A 15,232-nucleotide genomic window follows, 5' to 3' on the forward strand; every position below is an offset into this window, starting at 1 on the left:
GCGCAGGCAGCCTTGCAGGCCGAGGCTGATTTCGGTCAGCATGTCGGCCAGCTTTTTCTGGATCAGCTGGTTGGCGGCGAGCGGGCGGCCGAACTGCTGGCGGTCCATCACGTACTGGCGGGCGCGGCGATGTACACCAGCCGCCGGCAGGCTTCGCGCGTGAGGCGCTCGTGCACCAGCTCCAGCGCGCTGCGCCCGCTGCCCGCGCGGGCCAGGCGGTTGAGCCGCTGCGTGGACAGCCCCAGGCGCGAGGCGTAGCGCTCCAGCGGCCAGTGCTCCAGAAAATGCTGCTCCACCAGCAGCAGGAAGCGCGTGAACAGGGCCTGGTGCTGGTGGGCGCGCTCGCCGCCTTCGCGCTGGCCCTGCTCGCTCGCGCGGGCCAGGCGCCAGACCACGGCCCGCGCCAGCCACTGCACCACCGGCGCATCGGCCGAGCCGGGCAAGGCGAACTCGGCGGCCAGTTCGCCAAGCTGCACGCTCAGACGCTGGGCCTCGCCATCATCGGGCGAAAAATGCAAGACCCCCGGCGCCGAAAACAGCGCCTGGAACGCCTCGCCCACGGCCTGGAACTCGCCCTCCACCAGAAACCGCGCACTGAGCGTGAGCACGCGGCCATCGGTTTCGGGCGCAAAAACGAAGCCGTGCACCACCCCTGGCGGCACCACGATGGCCGCCGGCCCGGCCACCGAGGCGCGCCATTCGTCCAGCACCACCTCGGCCGAACCCCTTTCCAGCCAGAGGATCTGGTACAGACCCTGGTGCACGTGGGGCTCGATCTCCCAGTGGTAGAGCCGGCTGCGCGACGCCACCGACTCGATGTGCAGCATGTCCTGGCCGGGTGCCGCGGTCTCGCCGTAGAGCGCAAAACGCGGGATGGCCATGGGCTGGCCGCGCGAGGGCCGGGCGCGTGGCGGGGATGGGTTTGTCTGCGGCATGGCGGAACACCTTGATTCAAAAGTACAAGAATTATCCCTTCTAAGTACAGTGCCAATCGACGCCAGGAGGCCTACAGTCCGTACCGGATTCCACCCACAGGAGACAAAGCCATGAGCTTCCATTTCGACCCCTACTCGCCGGCCGTTGACGCCGACCCCTTCCCCTATTACAAGCACCTGCGTGACGAGGCGCCCTGCTTCTGGAGCGAAGAAGCCCAGATGTGGATCCTCTCGCGCTACGCGGACATCGTCTCCGCCGGCCAGGACTGGCAGACCTACTCCAGCGCCAGCGGCAACCTCATGACGGAATTGCCCGGCCGCGCCGGCGCGACGCTCGGCAGCTCCGACCCACCGAAACATGACCGCCTGCGCGGCCTGATCCAGCACGCGTTCATGAAGCGCAACCTGCTGGCGCTCGAAGAGCCGATCCGCGATGTGGCGAAGCAGGTGTTTGGCCAGCTCAAGGGTACGAAGCAGTTCGACTTCAAGGAAGTCTCGTCGCAATTCACCGTCAAGGTGCTGATGGCCGCGCTCGGCCTGCCCATGGGCGAAGAGGCCATCGTGGACGAGCAGATCGTGCGCGACAACGCCGTGCTGATGGTGCAGAGCGATGCCCGCACCCGCGCCAAGGGCCCGGAGCACATCGCTGCCTACAACTGGATGCAGGAGTACGCCAGCAAGGTGATCGCGATGCGCCGCGCCGAGCCGCGCAACGACCTGATCAGCAACTTCGCGCTGGCCGAGATCGACGGTGACCGGCTGGACGACCGCGAGGTGCTGCTGACCACCACCACGCTGATCATGGCCGGCGTCGAATCGCTCGGCGGCTTCATGATGATGTTCGCCTACAACCTCGCCAGCTTCGACGAAGCCCGCAAGGCCGTGGTGGCCAACCCCGAGCTGCTGCCCGACGCGATCGAGGAAAGCCTGCGCTTCAACACCTCGGCCCAACGCTTCCGCCGCCGCCTGATGAAGGACGTGAACATCCACGGCCAGACCATGAAGGAAGGCGATTTCGTCTGCCTGGCCTACGGCAGCGGCAACCGCGACGAGCGCCAGTACCCCAACCCCGACGTGTACGACATCACCCGCAAGCCGCGTGGCCACCTCGGTTTTGGCGGCGGTGTGCACGCCTGCCTCGGCACGGCGATCGCGCGCCTGGCGGTGAAAATCGCCTTCGACGAGTTCCACAAGGTGGTGCCCGACTACAGCCGCGTGGCCGACCAGCTGCCGTGGATGCCCTCCAGCACCTTCCGCAGCCCGCTGGTGCTCGAACTCAGAGCCGCTTAAGGCGCCTCACTTACCATCGCGCTGCCTGTCACCGGGCAGCGCCTTTCTGTTTTCTGGAGACACCATGGCAAACATCACCTTCATCGAGGCCAACGGCCAGTCCACCACCCTCAACCTCGCCGACGGCTGGAGCCTGATGCAGGGCGCCACCGCCAACGGCGTGGACGGCATCGTCGGCGAATGTGGCGGCTCCTGCGCCTGCGCCACCTGCCACTGCTATGTGGACGAGCTGCTGGCCGGTGTGCTGCCCGCGCCCTCGCAGGGCGAGCTGGACATGCTGGAGAACGTGGTGGCCGAGCGCCGTCCGAACAGCCGCCTGGCCTGCCAGATCAAGGCCGGCCCCGCGCTGGAAGGCGGCGTGGTGCACCTGCCGGAATGCCAGGAATGAACGCCGAAACCAGCGCGGCCGGCATCGTCATCATCGGCGCGGGCCAGGCCGGCGTGATGACCGCCGAGGCCCTGCGCAGCGGTGGCTTTGAGGGCCCCATCACCCTGCTGGGTGACGAACCCCACGGCCCCTACCACCGCCCGCCGCTCTCCAAAGCCTGGATGGCCGGCGAGATCGAAGCGGCCCAGCTGGTGATGCGCGCGCCCGAGATGCTGGCGCGCAAGAACATCGCGCTGCGCACCGGCGTGACCGTCAAGGCCATCGACCGCAGCGCACAGACCGTGATCCTCGGTGACGGCAGCGCCCTGCCCTACACCGGCCTCGTGCTCGCCACCGGCAGCACGCCGCGAGCCCTGCCCCTGCCCGGCAGCGACGCGCCCGGTGTGCTGGCCCTGCGCACGCGCGACGACGCCAGCGCCATCGCCGACCGCCTGGCCGCGTGCATCGAACAGCAGCGCCCGGTGGTGGTCATCGGCGGTGGTTTCATCGGCCTCGAAGTGGCCGCCACCGCACGCAAGAAAGGCCTGGCCGTCACCGTTCTCGAGGCCGCGCCGCGCCTGCTCGGCCGCGTGCTCGCACCGGTGCTGAGCGACTGGTACGCCGAGCTGCACCGCGGCCACGGCGTGCAGCTGATGCTGGGTGCGCAGGTCGCCGCCCTCGAGACCGGCGTCGACGGCGCGGTCAGCGGCGTGAGACTGGCCGACGGCAGCGTCGTGCCCGCGGGCCTGGTGGTGGTCGGCATCGGCGTCAGCGCCAACGACCAGCTCGCCCAGGCCGCCGGGCTCGCCTGCGACCGTGGCATCGTGGTCGACGCCTGCTGCCGCACCAGCGACCCGCTCATCGTGGCCGCCGGCGACTGCACTGCGCGCCGCCTGGTCGATGGCAACCTGCTGCGGCTCGAATCGGTGCAGAACGCCACCGAACAGGGCAAGAGCGCCGCCGCCGCGCTGCTCGGCCAGGAGCGCCCCTTCACCGCCACGCCCTGGTTCTGGAGCGACCAGTACGACAAGAAGCTGCAGATGGCCGGCCTGTCCATGGGCGCTGACGGCTGGGCCGTGCGCGGCGACATGGCCGCCGGCACGTTCACCGTGTACCACTTCAAGGGCGAGCAGCTCATCGCCGCAGACAGCGTCAACGCCAGCAAAGACCACCTGCTGGTGCGCAAGCTGCTCGACGCCGGCGTGTCGCCCACGCGCGAGCAGGCCGGCGATGCGGGCTTTGATCTGGCGAGCCTGCTGGTGAAGTGAGCGGTAGCGCGGGGTTCAGCCCTCGCGCGCCTTCACCACCAGTTCCGCGTAGCCAGTGGCGGCATCCGGCTCACGCGTGAACGCCCACTCGGGCAACAGCGCCAGCAACACCTCGGCCGTGGTGCGCACCCGGCAACCCGGCGCCACATGGCCGCCAAACACCTCGCCTGTGGCGGCCGCCACGGCCATGTGCAGGTGTGAATGGCCCCGCCCCGCATCGCCCGCAGCACCCACACCCACCGTACCCGACAGGCTCAGGATTTCCGAGTCACCACAGATGCACAGCGGCTCGTCCGCCCCGGCAAAGCGAATGCGCGCATCCACCAGACTGCCGATGCCCGAGAGCACGAACGCGGCCTGGAAGCCTTGGGCGCGCACGGCGGCTTCGAGCGCTTCGCGCAGGTCCTGGCCTGGGGTGAGGCGGAGGGGAAGGGTTTTCATCACATCTCCAACGAAGCGATCTGGCTCAGTCGAGCCCCGACGATTGGCTCACGTTCGGGCTGGCTCAACAGACCTGGTAGCGCGTTGTGAAATGCCGCGTTGCCCAGGAGCGCCCTGACCTCGCCGACCACGTGCAGGCGTACATCGGAATCAGCTTCTGCCAGCTCCCGCGCCACAGCGGCGCGCCCCTCCACGACGGTCATGATGTCTTCCAGATCGTGGCTGGCGTACACATCGTTCTGCCCCCGATCCGCGAACGCCTCGAACTTCGTGGCCAGGAAGTACGGCGCCGACAGATGGCGCAGGACCAACCCGTCAGCAACAGGCGTTTGCACAGCGGCTGCAAATCCAGCCCGGTACCAGCGATTGGCAAAGCCCAACACTTTTTCGTCCAGCGGAACCAGATCCAACTGCATGCGATTCCAGTACCAGCGAAATGGCGGTGTGTTGTCGGCCATGGTCTGATTGAAGCCGCGTTGCATGAGTTGCTCCGCCAGTGCGTGGTAGCCCGCCAGGGTGGCCACTTCCACGATGGCATCGACATCTTCGGTCGGCCTCACATCCATCAATTTCGCGTTGTCGATCAAGAGCCCTGTGGCGCAACCGCCCACAAAAACCACCTGATCGCAAAGCGGCCCCATGGCCTGAACCATGCCCACCAGCAAAGCCAGATTCGGATCAGCCACGCAACGGCTCCTTGATGGGTTTGGGTGCCTGCGGGTCGATCAATGTTTGCAGGCGTTCGAGAGCCATGCCTCGCTCGCGCGCCTTGCCCACCCGCAGCGCGTCAAACAGTGCCAGCATTTCGTACAACTTGGAATCCTGCATCGCAGCAAAGGGCACTGATGGGTGCAAGGGTTCCACGCCGATGCCGCGAATCGTGCCATTAGGGTGCGGCCACACAAAGTCCATCGATCCCGGCGCGAACACGCCCGCAAAGGCCGGCGCGCTATGGCTCGTGGGCACGCCCACCGCCAGCGGCAAACGGATCCCGGGAAAGGCGTACTTGGCGCCATGCAGCGCGAACTCGGCGAGGTTGTGCGGGTGTGGGCGCACCGGGTTGTCGGCCTGATCATCAGCACTTGGGCGGCGTGACCGCTTCTTCGCTACGCGGTAAATTCCCAGAGGCTCTTGGAAAGGCATCGCTGCGAGCGTTGCGATGTCCACTGCAAGAGACGGTGGCACAACCGCATAGTTCTGATCCAGCAGACCGGCCTGCAGACCACGCTTGACGGCTGCGTGTGCCTCCGAAGCGCTCAGGCCCAGCTCCTGCGCCAGACGTGCATACGTCCAGCGCTGCTCACCCCAAGCCACAAGCTTGAGGGCGACCAGGAAATCTTGAGGTTTAAGCTGCATTTCATTCTTTGTTCGCAAATCGCGAATATTGAATATAAAACCAACATCCAATATTGGCAAGCAGTCTCTTCCGCTCCATGCGGACCTGCTCACTACGCAGTCTGAAAGAACCGGGCACCGAATGGATGTGCCGCGCTGAGCAGATCGTGGGTAGTACCCAGTTTTCCGTGTGGAACCAGGCTTTCTCGATATTTACGGAAAATCTAATGGAATCAACGAGTTTCGACAGTTGAATCTGGCGCCACCAACGCCACCAACGCCCCCAGCGCCTCCACCCCCACCGGCGCCTGCGGCAACCAAGGCAGCACAAACGTCCTCTTCGCCAGCCCGCCCGCAATGCGCTCGGTCTGCCGGACTTCCCCCGCCAGCCGCGCCTGCAGCAGCGGGTCGGTCGTGCCGGTGGCGGCGATGCTTTTGTTGATGACCCAGGCCCAGGGTTCGATCTGGGCGCGACGCAGGTCGTCTTGCAGCGCGGCGGCCTGGCTGACCGGGGTGACTTCGGGCAGGGTGACGATGATCACGCGCGTCATGTTGCCGTCTTGCAGGCGCATGAGCGGCGTGATGATGTGCAGGCCTTTGCTCTCTGCCTTGCCTTCGTACTGCTGCACCATCTGCCGGTGGTAGGCGCCGGTGGCGTCCATGAGCAGCAGGCTGTGGCCGGTGGGCGCGGTGTCGAGCACCACGAAGGCGCTGCGCGCTTCGTTGACGACTCGGCTGAAGGCGTGGAACACGGCGACTTCTTCGGTGCAGGGCGATTGCAGATCTTCCAGCAGCAGGGCCTGGCCTTGTTCGTCGAGCGCCTTGCCGCGGGTGGCCATGATCTTGTGGATGTAGGCCTCGGTCTCGGCCTTGGGGTCAATGCGCCCGACCTTGAGGCCTTCGAGGTTGCCGTTCAGCGCGTCGGCCACATGGGCCGCCGGGTCGGTGGTGGTGAGGTGCACGCTGTGGCCCCGCCGCACCAGGCCGACGGCGAGTGCGGCGGCGATCGTCGTCTTGCCCACGCCGCCTTTGCCCATGACCATGATGAGGCCGTGGCCGATGGCAGCGATTTCGTCGGCCATGCGGCTGAGCGGTTCGGCGGGCAGCGCGGGCCTTGCCGCCTGGGGCGCAGGGGCGGTCACCTCACCGCCTTGCAGCAGCGCACGCAGCGCGGGCAGGCCCACGGTGTCGAAGGCGCGCAGCGGCACCTCGTCGCGCGGCAGGCGGGCTAGCGCGTCGGGCATCTCGCGCAAGGCCTGGCGGCCGAGGGCTTCGATGGCGTTGGCAATCGGGTCGCTGGCGCTGATGGCGTGGAACACGCCGTTGACGGCCAGACGCTGGTTGGCCAGGCCGAGCTGGCTCAGTTCTTCGGCGGTGCGCGCGGCTTCCTGCATGGGGCGCGGGTCGGGCCGGGTGACGAGCACGACGGTGGTGAGCGCGGGGTCGCTCAGCGCCTGCAGCGCGGCGTTGAAACGCGCTTCCTGCATCTTCAGGCCCGAGTGCGGCCCCAGGCAGGAGGCGCCGCGGTCGTTGCCGGCGAGGAAGCCGGTCCAGGCCTTGGGCAGGCTCAGCAGGCGCAGGGTGTGGCCGGTGGGCGCGGTGTCGAAGACCACGTGGTCGTAGCCGCCGTCGATGCCCTCGCCCGCCAGCAGCGCGGCGAATTCGTCGAAGGCGGCGATCTCGGTGGTGCAGGCGCCCGAGAGCTGTTCGCGCACGGTCTGGCGTTCGTCGTCGCTGGTACCGGCTTCGAGCTGTGCGAGCACACGCTGGCGGTAGGCCTCGGCGGCGGTGTCGGGGTCGATATTGAGCATCTGCAGCCCCGGCACGCCGGGCACGGGCACCGGCCGGTTGGACAGCGGCACACCCAGCATTTCGTCAAGGTTGGACGCCGCGTCGGTGCTGACCAGCAGCACACGCTTTCCCGCGTCGGCCAGCGCGATGGCGGTGGCGGTGGAGAGCGAGGTCTTGCCGACGCCGCCCTTGCCGGTGAAAAACAGGAAGCGCGTGGGCGCGGTGGCGAAGCCGGGAAGCGTGGGGATATTCATGAAGGCAGCATGGCACAAGCCGTCAGACCCGGAAATGACGATGGTGAAGCCCAGGGGAGCAGTCAGGCCCCGGGCAGCGTGACCGTAACCGCCAGCCCGGGCAACGCATTGCGCACCGCAAACGTGCCGCCGTGCGCCTGCGCCACCAGCTTGCACAGATACAGCCCCAGGCCCACGCCGCCCTGCGCACGGGTACGCGCGGTGTCGGGGCGGAAGAAGGGTTCGGCCAGGTGGGGGATCTGCTCGTCGGGCACACCCGGACCGTGGTCGCGCACCTCGATCCGGATGCCCTGCCCTTCGATGCTCAGGTGCAGTTCGGGCGGCAGCGGCGCCCCCGCGCTGTGGCGCAAGGCGTTGTCGAGCAGGTTGCGCAGCAGCAGGCGCATGCGCGCCGGATCGAGCGGCAAGGTGGGAAGGCCGGGCGCGGCGTGCAGCGCGGTGCGGGCGGCCTCGGGGTGGCGGGCCTGCAGCTCGCCGATGACCTCGCGCGCCAGCGCTTCGAGCGCCACCGGTTCGCGCTGCAGCGCGGCGTGCTTCGTGGCCAGGCGTTCGCTCTCCAGCAGGTCCGTGATGAGACGGGCCATTTCCTGCAGGTCGCGCAACAGGGCTTCGCGCTGCGGGTTGACCTCGGCCGTTTCGGGCAGCAGCTCGGTGTTGAGCCGCGCACGGGTGAGCGGACTGCGCAGCTCGTGGCTGATGGCGAGCAGCAGCGCGCGCTTGGCGTCAAGCATCTGCTGGATGTCCTGGCCCATGGTGTTGATGGTGGCGGCAAGTTCGCCCAGTTCGTCGGGGCCGTGCAGGCAGCGCTCGGGAATGGGCTGGCTGAAGTCGCCCGCACCGAAGCGGCGAGCGCCTTCGCCGATGGCGTCCAGCGGCTTGAGCAGACGGCGCACGTAGAGCCAGGCCAGCAGCGTGAGCACGAGCAACGAGGTGAGCGCGTAGCCGATCAGGCGCGGGCGGCGCACGAACACCTCGTCATTGATACCGAACTGGATGGTGTGCCCGTCGGCGGTGTCGCGCTGCAGGATGCCGTTCCAGTCTTTGCCGTTGCCCCATTTTTCGCCGTTGCGCGGCCCGCTGTCATCGGGTTTGTCGCGCATCCAGTCCGACTCGGCCTGACCGGGGTGTGAGGCCCAATTCACCTGCGGTCCGGCGATGCGCACGGTGAGCGGCAGGCGCTCGGTGATGGACAAGGCGCGCTCCACGCTGGGCTGACCGCCGTTCGTGATCTCGGCGGCGATGCGGTCCACGTAGTCCATCAGCAGCGGGCGCGCGGCTTCGCGCCAGCCCATGGAAAACGCCTTCTGCGCGCCCGTGAAGAACACGAAGGTCATGCCCGCCGCGAGCAGCAGGAACACCAGCACCATGCGCAGCTTGATGGAGTGTGCGATGCGGTGCTTGGCGCGCTTCCACGAAGACAGTTTCTTGGCTCGAGCGTCGGTCATGGAGAGCGGCTCACTGGGTCAGGCGCCGCAACGCCAGCGAGTAGCCGGCGTTGCGCAGGGTCTTGATGCAGTCCAGCGGCTCCAGCTTCTTGCGCAGGCGGCTGACCACGATGTCCACCGCGCGGGTGTACAGCTCGGCCTCGTGGCCGCGCAGCTGGTTGAGGATGTCGTCGCGGCTGAACACCTTGCCCGGCTCGCGCGCGAGCAACAGCAGCAGTTCGAATTCGGTGCCGGTGAGTTCGACGTCTTGCCCTTCGCGCACGACGCTGCGGCGCGCGGGGTCGAGCGTGAGGCCCTCGAAACGGAGTTCACCGTTGGCGGGGTCCGGCGTGGCGTTCAGCGGCGCCAGGCTGGCCCGGCGGCGGCGCAGCACGGTCTGCAGGCGCGCCACGAGTTCACGCGGCTCGAAAGGCTTCGGCAGGTAATCGTCGGCACCGATTTCCAGGCCGACCACGCGGTCCATCACCTCGCCGCGCGCGGTGAGCATGACGATGGGGATGTCGCTCTCCTTGCGGATGGTGCGGCAGAGTTCGAAACCGTCCATCTCGGGCAGCATCACGTCGAGGATGGCGGCGTCGAAGCGCCCCGCGCGCAAACGGGCCAGTCCGTCGCTGGGTCGAAAAGCGTGGGTGAGTTGCAGCTCGAAACGCTGGAAGTACGTGGCCAGCGGAGGGCCGAGCTGTTCGTCGTCGTCGATGAGCAGGATGCGGTGCATGAACTCATTCTGACAGGGCACGGTGTCGCACGATCAGGCGGCGCAGCCGGTGCTGCACCGGAACACCCAGGGTGTCGAAGCGGTCGGCCGCCGAGATCAGCGCGGGCAGCAGCGGCAAGGCCTCGGCGGGTTGTTGCTGCGAGAGCCGGGCCCAGAGATCGAGCGCGTGCTGGCGGTCGAAACGCGGGCCCCAGACCATGGCGAGCAGCTCGGCGTGCGGGTCGTCGGCCCCGGCCAGCAAGGCCGGGGCATGGGCCCGGCTCTGCAGAGCCAGGTGGTGGATGGGTTCAAAAGCGGGTGACATGGCCGTGCATTCAGAACGTGTGCTTCGCTCGCCCGATCAGCCCCGGCCCCACCGGCCGTGGCCTCGCTTGCCCAGCTTTTCGCGCACCTGGCGTTGCTGCTCCGGGTTGAGACTGTCGTAGAAGTCGGCCAGTGCGGTCAGCACCTTGGGCGCGCTGCCTTGCACGGCGGCGGTTTTCTGGTCGAGCAGGCTCTGCGCCTTGGCGCGGTCGAACTTCTCGCCTGCGACCAGGGCCTTGAAGTCGGCGCGAGGATCGCCACCGTCACCCCGGAAGGCCTTGCGCGAGGCGATCATTTCATCGGCCAGAACACCGAGCTTCTGCTTCTGTTCGGCGTTGAGTTCGAGCTTGCTGCTGATGCGTTCGATCGCCTTGCCGCGCATTTCGGTGACGCGTTCTTCGCTCCAGCCACGGGCGTGGTCGCCACGGCTGCCGCAGGCGGTGAGGCCGCCCAGCACCACGGTGGCGGTGGTCAGACCGATGAGGGTGCGTTTGATCCAGGTTTTCATGACGGGGGTCCTTTCAGAACCTTGTTGAACATGACCGTCATGGTGCCGGGGCCAGGCCGTCCCAGGGTGTCAGCGAGGTACCGGTTCTTTTCGTTTTGTTTCAGCGCCCACCTGGCGCACCCGCTGCAGATGCAGGTCCACATGGACCGCCAGCGACTCGGCCACGATGCGCGCAATGCGCGGCAGCGGACGGCTGGCGCTGGTGGCCACCGACACGCTCTGCGCCTGCGCGTTGCGGTCGCGCAGCGGTACAAACACCACGCTGCCGTCCAACACCTCGGGACCCACGTCCAGCTCCGAGGTCAGCGCCACGTGGCTGCCGCTGCGCACCAGGCTCTTGACCAACTGCAGCGAGTTCGTCACCAGCGGTGGCCGCGCTTCCTGCAGCAGCCAGCCGTGGCGCTTTTCCAGGTATCGGCGGATCGCCAGCGCACGGCTCTGCGCGGCCAGCGGCCAGGCCGCCACTTCCTTGAAACCGACCTCGGCCAGCGCTGCCAGCGGGTGCGCGGCCGCCACCGCGCAGCCCAGCGGCAGCTCGGCGCTCCAGATCAGGTTCAGGTCGCGCTGGGGTTTGAGGTTGAAGGCCACGGCGATGTCCACGTCGCCGCTGAGCAGGTGGGTCACCGCCTCGTCGGGGCTGACGATCTCGATGTCGATCACGATGCCCGGGTGCTCGCGCGCTGCCACCTGCAGGAAGTCGGGCAGGAAGCCGTTGGCGTGGCTGTCCATGGCGGCCAGGCGCAGCTGGCCGTGGTTGACGCCCTGCAGCTGCTTGATGTCGGACAGCGTGCGGTTGAGGTCGGCCTTCCAGCGCTGCGACAGCGCCAGCAGCAGCTCGCCCGCCGCCGTGAGCCGCATGCCGCGCGGCAGGCGCTCGAACAGCGGCACGCCCAGGTCTTCCTCCAGGATCAGGATCTGGCGGTCGATGGCGGAGGCGGAAATCGACACCTCGCGCGCGGCGGCCTGGACCGATCCGAGCTGGGCCACGGCCGCCACATAGCGCAGCGCTTTCGGATGCAGGGGACTGTGGAGGTTGCTCATCGTGCTGTTTATTCGAACGAAATACAGCAAATTATGCGATGGACGGCAACGCAAAGCGAGCTCAAACTGCGGTCCAAGATGCCCTCCACGCCCACCACCCCCTTGACGATCTCCGAGCTCCGTTCGCTGGACGAAGCCGCGTTCAATGCGCTTCTGGGCTCGGTGGTCGAGCACTCGCCCTGGGTCGCAGAGCGCGCGTGGTCGCTGCGCCCGTTCGCCAGCCAGTCCGCCCTCTTCAACGCCATGGCCCGCGTGATCCACGGCGCCGACGAGGCGCTACAACGGGCGCTGTTGTGCGCCCACCCCGAACTCGCGGGCCAGGAGGCCCAAGCGGGCACCATGACCAGGGACTCTCAAAACGAACAGGCCCGCCTGGGCCTGCTGAGCCTGGACGCCACCACCGTGCAGCGCATGACCGCACTCAACCAGCGCTACCACGCGCGCTTCGGCTACCCCTTCATCGCCGCGCTGCGGCTGCACGACACACTGGCTTCGGTGTTCGAGGCCTTCGAAGCGCGCCTGACCCACGACGACGCCACCGAACGCCAGGCCGCCTTGCAGCAGATCTGCGAAGTCATGCGCGGACGGCTGGCCCGTGTGGTCCAGCCCGACGCCCCCACCCCCCTTTCGTCTCGCCCCGCCGTCTCCACCCTTGCAGGAACCCAGCCATGAAACCCACCCGCCGCATCTTCCTCGCCGCCAGCGCCCTGCTGCCCTTCGCGGCAGCCACCGCCCACGCCCAGGTCTGGCCGCAGAAGCCGATCAAGATCGTCGTCACCTTCGCACCCGGCGGTTCGTCGGACATCGTGGCGCGCCTGTTGCAGCCCGGCCTTCAGGAGAAGCTGGGACAGACCGTGATCGTCGAGAACAAGCCGGGAGCCGGCAGCACCATCGGCGCCAACGAGGTGGCCAAGGCCGCGCCCGACGGCTACACCCTGCTGCTGTCGAACACCGCGCCGATGAGCATCTCGCCGTTCATGATGGACAAGGCGCCCTACGACCCGGTCAAGAGCTTCACCCACATCGCGCACATCGGCTCGGTGCCCAACGTGTTCGTGGTGCACCCCTCGGTGCCGGCCAGGACCATGCCCGAGCTGGTGAAGTGGATCAGCGCGCAGACGACGCCGGTCAACTACGGCAGCGGCGGCGTGGGCTCCATCGGCCACATCGTCGGCGAGATGTTCAAGAACCAGTACAAGCTGAAGATGGAGCACGTGCCCTACAAAGGCTCGTCGCCCATGCACACCGACCTGCTCGGCGGCCAGCTGCAGTTCGCGGTGGACACGCTGACGCAGAACGTGCCCTACATGAAAGACGGCAAGCTGGTCGGCATCGCCGTGACCTCGCGCGCCCGTGCGCCGATGTCGCCCAACGTGCCGTCCGTGGTCGAGGCCGGTTACCCCAAGCTGCTGGCGGAGAACTTCCTCGGCATCTCGGCACCGGCCGGCACGCCCAAAGACGTGGTGGACAAGGTGAACGCCGCCGTCGCCGACGTGGTGTCGCGCCCCGACGTGGCCAAACGCCTGGCCGATCTGGGCGTCGCGGTAGAGAAGATGACGTCGGCCGAGTTCACGAAGTTCGTGAGCGACCAGGTCACCGAGTGGGCGCCGGAGGTGAAGGCCTCGGGCGCGCGGCTGAACTGAGCCGGCCATGAACGGCGGACTCTCCATTCACTGTGTGGACGTGGCCAGCGGCCGCGTCGCGGCGGGCCTGCGCGTGGCGGTGCAGCGCCTGGGACCGGACGGCCTGCCGCAAGGGCCGCTGATCGCCGAGGGCACCGTGAGCGGCAACGGCCTGCTGGCCCACCCGGCGCTGATGAGCGAAGCCATCACGGCCGGGGGTTACGAGGTGCGGTTCGAGGTCGGCGCCTTCTACCGCGGCCAGGGCGCTGCCGTGCCCGACCCGGCGTTCCTGGAGGTGGTGCCCTACCGCTTCCACATCGCCGACACGGCGCAGCATGTCCACCTGCCATTCAAGTTCACGGCCTGGGGCTTCTCGCTGTTCCGCGGCGGCGCCTGACCGGTGAGGCCAAGGCAGCGCCTGTCACGGCGTTGCCATCGGACCGTCGCCGTCGCGTCAAACGCGCGCGGCACAGTGGCGCGGCCGCCTGCACCGTTGCAAGCGCTCCCCACCACCGACGACCGAGAGCCCCGACCATGCGCCGATCCCCCACCTTGTCCCTGAGCCTGAGCGCCACCCTGCTCGCCCTCGCCAGCCTGCCGCTGCAAGCCCAGACCCAGACCGCCTTCCCCGCCACGCTCACGGGCCACGCGGTGCTGCCTGCGCAGACCTTCATCGCCGCCCCCAAGGACGCCCCGGCCGACCTGCAGGTCAGTGGCAAGTTCACCACCGGCCAGCGGGTCGAAAAGATCGGCGGTGTTGAAGGCAAGTCGGCCGGCCGCCCCACCGGCGTGTCGCTGCCCTTCAAGGGCCAGCCGGTGCAGGGCCATTCGGGCATCAAGCGCCTGGCCGACGGCAGCTTCTGGCTGCTGACCGACAACGGCGCCGGCTCCAAGGCCAATTCGCCCGACTTCGCGCTGTTCCTCAACCGTTACGCGGTGGACTTCAAGAGCGGCCAGTTCAAGCGCCTGGAGACCGTGTTCCTGCACGACCCCGACAAGAAGGTGCCGTTCCGCATCGTCCACGAAGGCACGAAGCAGCGCTACCTCACCGGCTCCGACTTCGACACCGAAGGCTTCCAGATCGCTGGCGGGCACTTCTGGATCGGCGACGAGTTTGGCCCGTACCTGATCAAGGCCGACATGAAGGGCCGGGTACGGGCCGTCCATGAAACGAAGGTGGACGGCAAGACCGTCATCTCGCCGGACCATCCTTCGGTCATCACCCCGGGCGCGCCGAACGGCGAACTGAAGTTCCAGTCGCGCCGCTCCAAGGGCTACGAGGGCCTGGCCTCATCGCCCGACGGCAGCAAGCTCTACGCCCTGCTCGAAGGCGCGCTGTGGGACGAAGCCACCAAGGCACCCGAAGCGCTGGACGGCAAGCAGTACCTGCGCGTGCTGGAGTTCGACGTGAAGACCGAGCAGTGGACCGGCCGCCACTGGAAGTACGTGCTCGACGCCAACCACCACGCCATCGGCGACTTCAACATGATCGACGCGACGACGGGCTTGATCATCGAACGCGACAACGGCGAAGGCACGGCCGACAAGGCCTGCCCCGAAAGCCAGAAGCGCACCGACTGCTTCCACGACCTGGCGAAATTCAAACGCATCGTCAAGGTCGAACTGAGCGAGGCCAATGTGGGTGGCCCGCTGCGCAAGATCGGCCACATCGACCTGATGGCGATTGCCGACCCTAACAAGCTCTCGCTCAAGCCCCTGACCAACGGCGTGCTGGCCTTCCCCTTCTTCACGATCGAGAACGTGGACGTGGTGGACGCAACGCACATCGTGGTCGGCAACGACAACAACCTGCCGTTCTCCAGCAGCCGCGAACCCAACAAGGCCGACGACAACGAGCTGATCCTGCTGGAAGTGGGCGACTTCCTGAGCGCCCGCTGAAACACCCGCAAGGCAAGC

The 15,232-nt window shown here is 67.7% G+C and carries 17 protein-coding genes and 1 pseudogene; 7 read left to right on the forward strand and 11 right to left on the reverse strand.

The features are described from left to right. Together F3K02_RS14855 and F3K02_RS14860 are read right to left on the reverse strand one after the other, a co-directional pair. Positions 1 to 126 (reverse strand): annotated as a pseudogene (locus F3K02_RS14855) (acyl-CoA dehydrogenase family protein); the annotation flags it as partial. Further along, positions 108 to 935, reverse strand: a complete 828-nt coding sequence (locus F3K02_RS14860; protein ID WP_177136410.1) for an AraC family ligand binding domain-containing protein — start codon at positions 933 to 935, stop codon at positions 108 to 110. The gene F3K02_RS14860 and the pseudogene F3K02_RS14855, both read right to left, overlap by 19 nt. A gap of 111 nt (positions 936 to 1,046) precedes the next feature. On the opposite strand from F3K02_RS14860, the gene F3K02_RS14865 reads away from it, so the two are divergent. The 3 genes from F3K02_RS14865 to F3K02_RS14875 all read left to right on the forward strand — a co-directional run bounded on the left by F3K02_RS14865 (position 1,047) and on the right by F3K02_RS14875 (position 3,860). Beyond that, a complete protein-coding gene (locus tag F3K02_RS14865; protein ID WP_177136411.1) occupies positions 1,047 to 2,225 on the forward strand; it encodes a cytochrome P450 in 1,179 nt (392 codons plus the stop codon). Between the two features lie 64 nt (positions 2,226 to 2,289). Then, entirely contained in the window at positions 2,290 to 2,613 is a 324-nt protein-coding gene (locus tag F3K02_RS14870; protein ID WP_068174187.1) for a 2Fe-2S iron-sulfur cluster-binding protein, read from the forward strand. Further along, entirely contained in the window at positions 2,610 to 3,860 is a 1,251-nt protein-coding gene (locus F3K02_RS14875; RefSeq protein WP_177136412.1) for an NAD(P)/FAD-dependent oxidoreductase, read from the forward strand. The genes F3K02_RS14870 and F3K02_RS14875 overlap by 4 nt, the downstream gene beginning before the upstream one ends. Before the next feature lie 15 nt (positions 3,861 to 3,875). On the opposite strand, the gene F3K02_RS14880 is transcribed toward F3K02_RS14875, so the two are convergent. The 9 genes from F3K02_RS14880 to F3K02_RS14920 all read right to left on the reverse strand — a co-directional run bounded on the left by F3K02_RS14880 (position 3,876) and on the right by F3K02_RS14920 (position 11,693). Further along, positions 3,876 to 4,301, reverse strand: coding sequence for a PPC domain-containing DNA-binding protein (locus F3K02_RS14880; RefSeq protein WP_177136413.1), 426 nt, complete (start codon positions 4,299 to 4,301; stop codon positions 3,876 to 3,878). After that, positions 4,301 to 4,987, reverse strand: a complete 687-nt coding sequence (locus tag F3K02_RS14885) for a hypothetical protein (protein ID WP_177136414.1) — start codon at positions 4,985 to 4,987, stop codon at positions 4,301 to 4,303. The genes F3K02_RS14880 and F3K02_RS14885 overlap by 1 nt, the downstream gene beginning before the upstream one ends. Further along, on the reverse strand, positions 4,980 to 5,717 hold the full coding sequence (locus tag F3K02_RS14890) for a hypothetical protein (RefSeq protein WP_177136415.1): 738 nt from the start codon (positions 5,715 to 5,717) through the stop codon (positions 4,980 to 4,982). The genes F3K02_RS14885 and F3K02_RS14890 overlap by 8 nt, the downstream gene beginning before the upstream one ends. 152 nt (positions 5,718 to 5,869) lie before the next feature. Then, entirely contained in the window at positions 5,870 to 7,681 is a 1,812-nt protein-coding gene (arsA, locus tag F3K02_RS14895) for an arsenical pump-driving ATPase (RefSeq protein WP_177136416.1), read from the reverse strand. A 62-nt stretch (positions 7,682 to 7,743) separates the two neighbouring features. Then, positions 7,744 to 9,126: a HAMP domain-containing sensor histidine kinase gene (locus F3K02_RS14900; RefSeq protein WP_177136417.1), complete on the reverse strand. Its 1,383-nt coding sequence runs from the start codon at positions 9,124 to 9,126 to the stop codon at positions 7,744 to 7,746. Positions 9,127 to 9,136: 10 nt separating this feature from the next. After that, complete coding sequence (locus F3K02_RS14905) at positions 9,137 to 9,841, reverse strand: response regulator transcription factor (RefSeq protein WP_177136418.1); 705 nt, start codon at positions 9,839 to 9,841, stop codon at positions 9,137 to 9,139. Between the two features lie 4 nt (positions 9,842 to 9,845). Further along, positions 9,846 to 10,145, reverse strand: coding sequence for a hypothetical protein (locus F3K02_RS14910; protein ID WP_177136419.1), 300 nt, complete (start codon positions 10,143 to 10,145; stop codon positions 9,846 to 9,848). A gap of 36 nt (positions 10,146 to 10,181) precedes the next feature. Then, entirely contained in the window at positions 10,182 to 10,652 is a 471-nt protein-coding gene (locus tag F3K02_RS14915; RefSeq protein ID WP_177136420.1) for a Spy/CpxP family protein refolding chaperone, read from the reverse strand. 69 nt (positions 10,653 to 10,721) lie between these two features. Then, entirely contained in the window at positions 10,722 to 11,693 is a 972-nt protein-coding gene (locus tag F3K02_RS14920) for a LysR family transcriptional regulator (protein ID WP_177136421.1), read from the reverse strand. Between the two features lie 78 nt (positions 11,694 to 11,771). On the opposite strand from F3K02_RS14920, the gene uraD reads away from it, so the two are divergent. The 4 genes from uraD (at position 11,772) to F3K02_RS14940 (ending at position 15,214) form a co-directional block, all read left to right on the forward strand. Further along, on the forward strand, positions 11,772 to 12,365 hold the full coding sequence (gene uraD / locus F3K02_RS14925; protein ID WP_218179469.1) for a 2-oxo-4-hydroxy-4-carboxy-5-ureidoimidazoline decarboxylase: 594 nt from the start codon (positions 11,772 to 11,774) through the stop codon (positions 12,363 to 12,365). Then, positions 12,362 to 13,336 (forward strand): Bug family tripartite tricarboxylate transporter substrate binding protein, encoded by a 975-nt coding sequence (locus tag F3K02_RS14930; protein WP_177136423.1) that lies wholly within the window; start codon positions 12,362 to 12,364, stop codon positions 13,334 to 13,336. The genes uraD and F3K02_RS14930 overlap by 4 nt, the downstream gene beginning before the upstream one ends. Positions 13,337 to 13,343: 7 nt before the next feature. Beyond that, positions 13,344 to 13,712, forward strand: coding sequence for a hydroxyisourate hydrolase (locus tag F3K02_RS14935; RefSeq protein ID WP_177136424.1), 369 nt, complete (start codon positions 13,344 to 13,346; stop codon positions 13,710 to 13,712). A 137-nt stretch (positions 13,713 to 13,849) separates the two neighbouring features. Then, on the forward strand, positions 13,850 to 15,214 hold the full coding sequence (locus F3K02_RS14940) for an esterase-like activity of phytase family protein (protein ID WP_177136425.1): 1,365 nt from the start codon (positions 13,850 to 13,852) through the stop codon (positions 15,212 to 15,214). Positions 15,215 to 15,232 lie beyond the last annotated feature (18 nt).

Source organism: Hydrogenophaga aromaticivorans (assembly GCF_013387465.1).
Classification (GTDB): Bacteria; Pseudomonadota; Gammaproteobacteria; order Burkholderiales; family Burkholderiaceae_C; genus Hydrogenophaga; species Hydrogenophaga aromaticivorans.

Coding starts and splice junctions, on each gene's coding strand:
- F3K02_RS14860 (WP_177136410.1), bottom strand. CDS start 935: ATGCCGCAGACAAACCCATCCCCGCCACGCGCCCGGCCCTCGCGCGGC.
- F3K02_RS14865 (WP_177136411.1), top strand. CDS start 1,047: ATGAGCTTCCATTTCGACCCCTACTCGCCGGCCGTTGACGCCGACCCC.
- F3K02_RS14870 (WP_068174187.1), top strand. CDS start 2,290: ATGGCAAACATCACCTTCATCGAGGCCAACGGCCAGTCCACCACCCTC.
- F3K02_RS14875 (WP_177136412.1), top strand. CDS start 2,610: ATGAACGCCGAAACCAGCGCGGCCGGCATCGTCATCATCGGCGCGGGC.
- F3K02_RS14880 (WP_177136413.1), bottom strand. CDS start 4,301: ATGAAAACCCTTCCCCTCCGCCTCACCCCAGGCCAGGACCTGCGCGAA.
- arsA (WP_177136416.1), bottom strand. CDS start 7,681: ATGAATATCCCCACGCTTCCCGGCTTCGCCACCGCGCCCACGCGCTTC.
- F3K02_RS14900 (WP_177136417.1), bottom strand. CDS start 9,126: ATGACCGACGCTCGAGCCAAGAAACTGTCTTCGTGGAAGCGCGCCAAG.
- F3K02_RS14905 (WP_177136418.1), bottom strand. CDS start 9,841: ATGCACCGCATCCTGCTCATCGACGACGACGAACAGCTCGGCCCTCCG.
- F3K02_RS14910 (WP_177136419.1), bottom strand. CDS start 10,145: ATGTCACCCGCTTTTGAACCCATCCACCACCTGGCTCTGCAGAGCCGG.
- F3K02_RS14915 (WP_177136420.1), bottom strand. CDS start 10,652: ATGAAAACCTGGATCAAACGCACCCTCATCGGTCTGACCACCGCCACC.
- F3K02_RS14920 (WP_177136421.1), bottom strand. CDS start 11,693: ATGAGCAACCTCCACAGTCCCCTGCATCCGAAAGCGCTGCGCTATGTG.
- uraD (WP_218179469.1), top strand. CDS start 11,772: ATGCCCTCCACGCCCACCACCCCCTTGACGATCTCCGAGCTCCGTTCG.
- F3K02_RS14930 (WP_177136423.1), top strand. CDS start 12,362: ATGAAACCCACCCGCCGCATCTTCCTCGCCGCCAGCGCCCTGCTGCCC.
- F3K02_RS14935 (WP_177136424.1), top strand. CDS start 13,344: ATGAACGGCGGACTCTCCATTCACTGTGTGGACGTGGCCAGCGGCCGC.
- F3K02_RS14940 (WP_177136425.1), top strand. CDS start 13,850: ATGCGCCGATCCCCCACCTTGTCCCTGAGCCTGAGCGCCACCCTGCTC.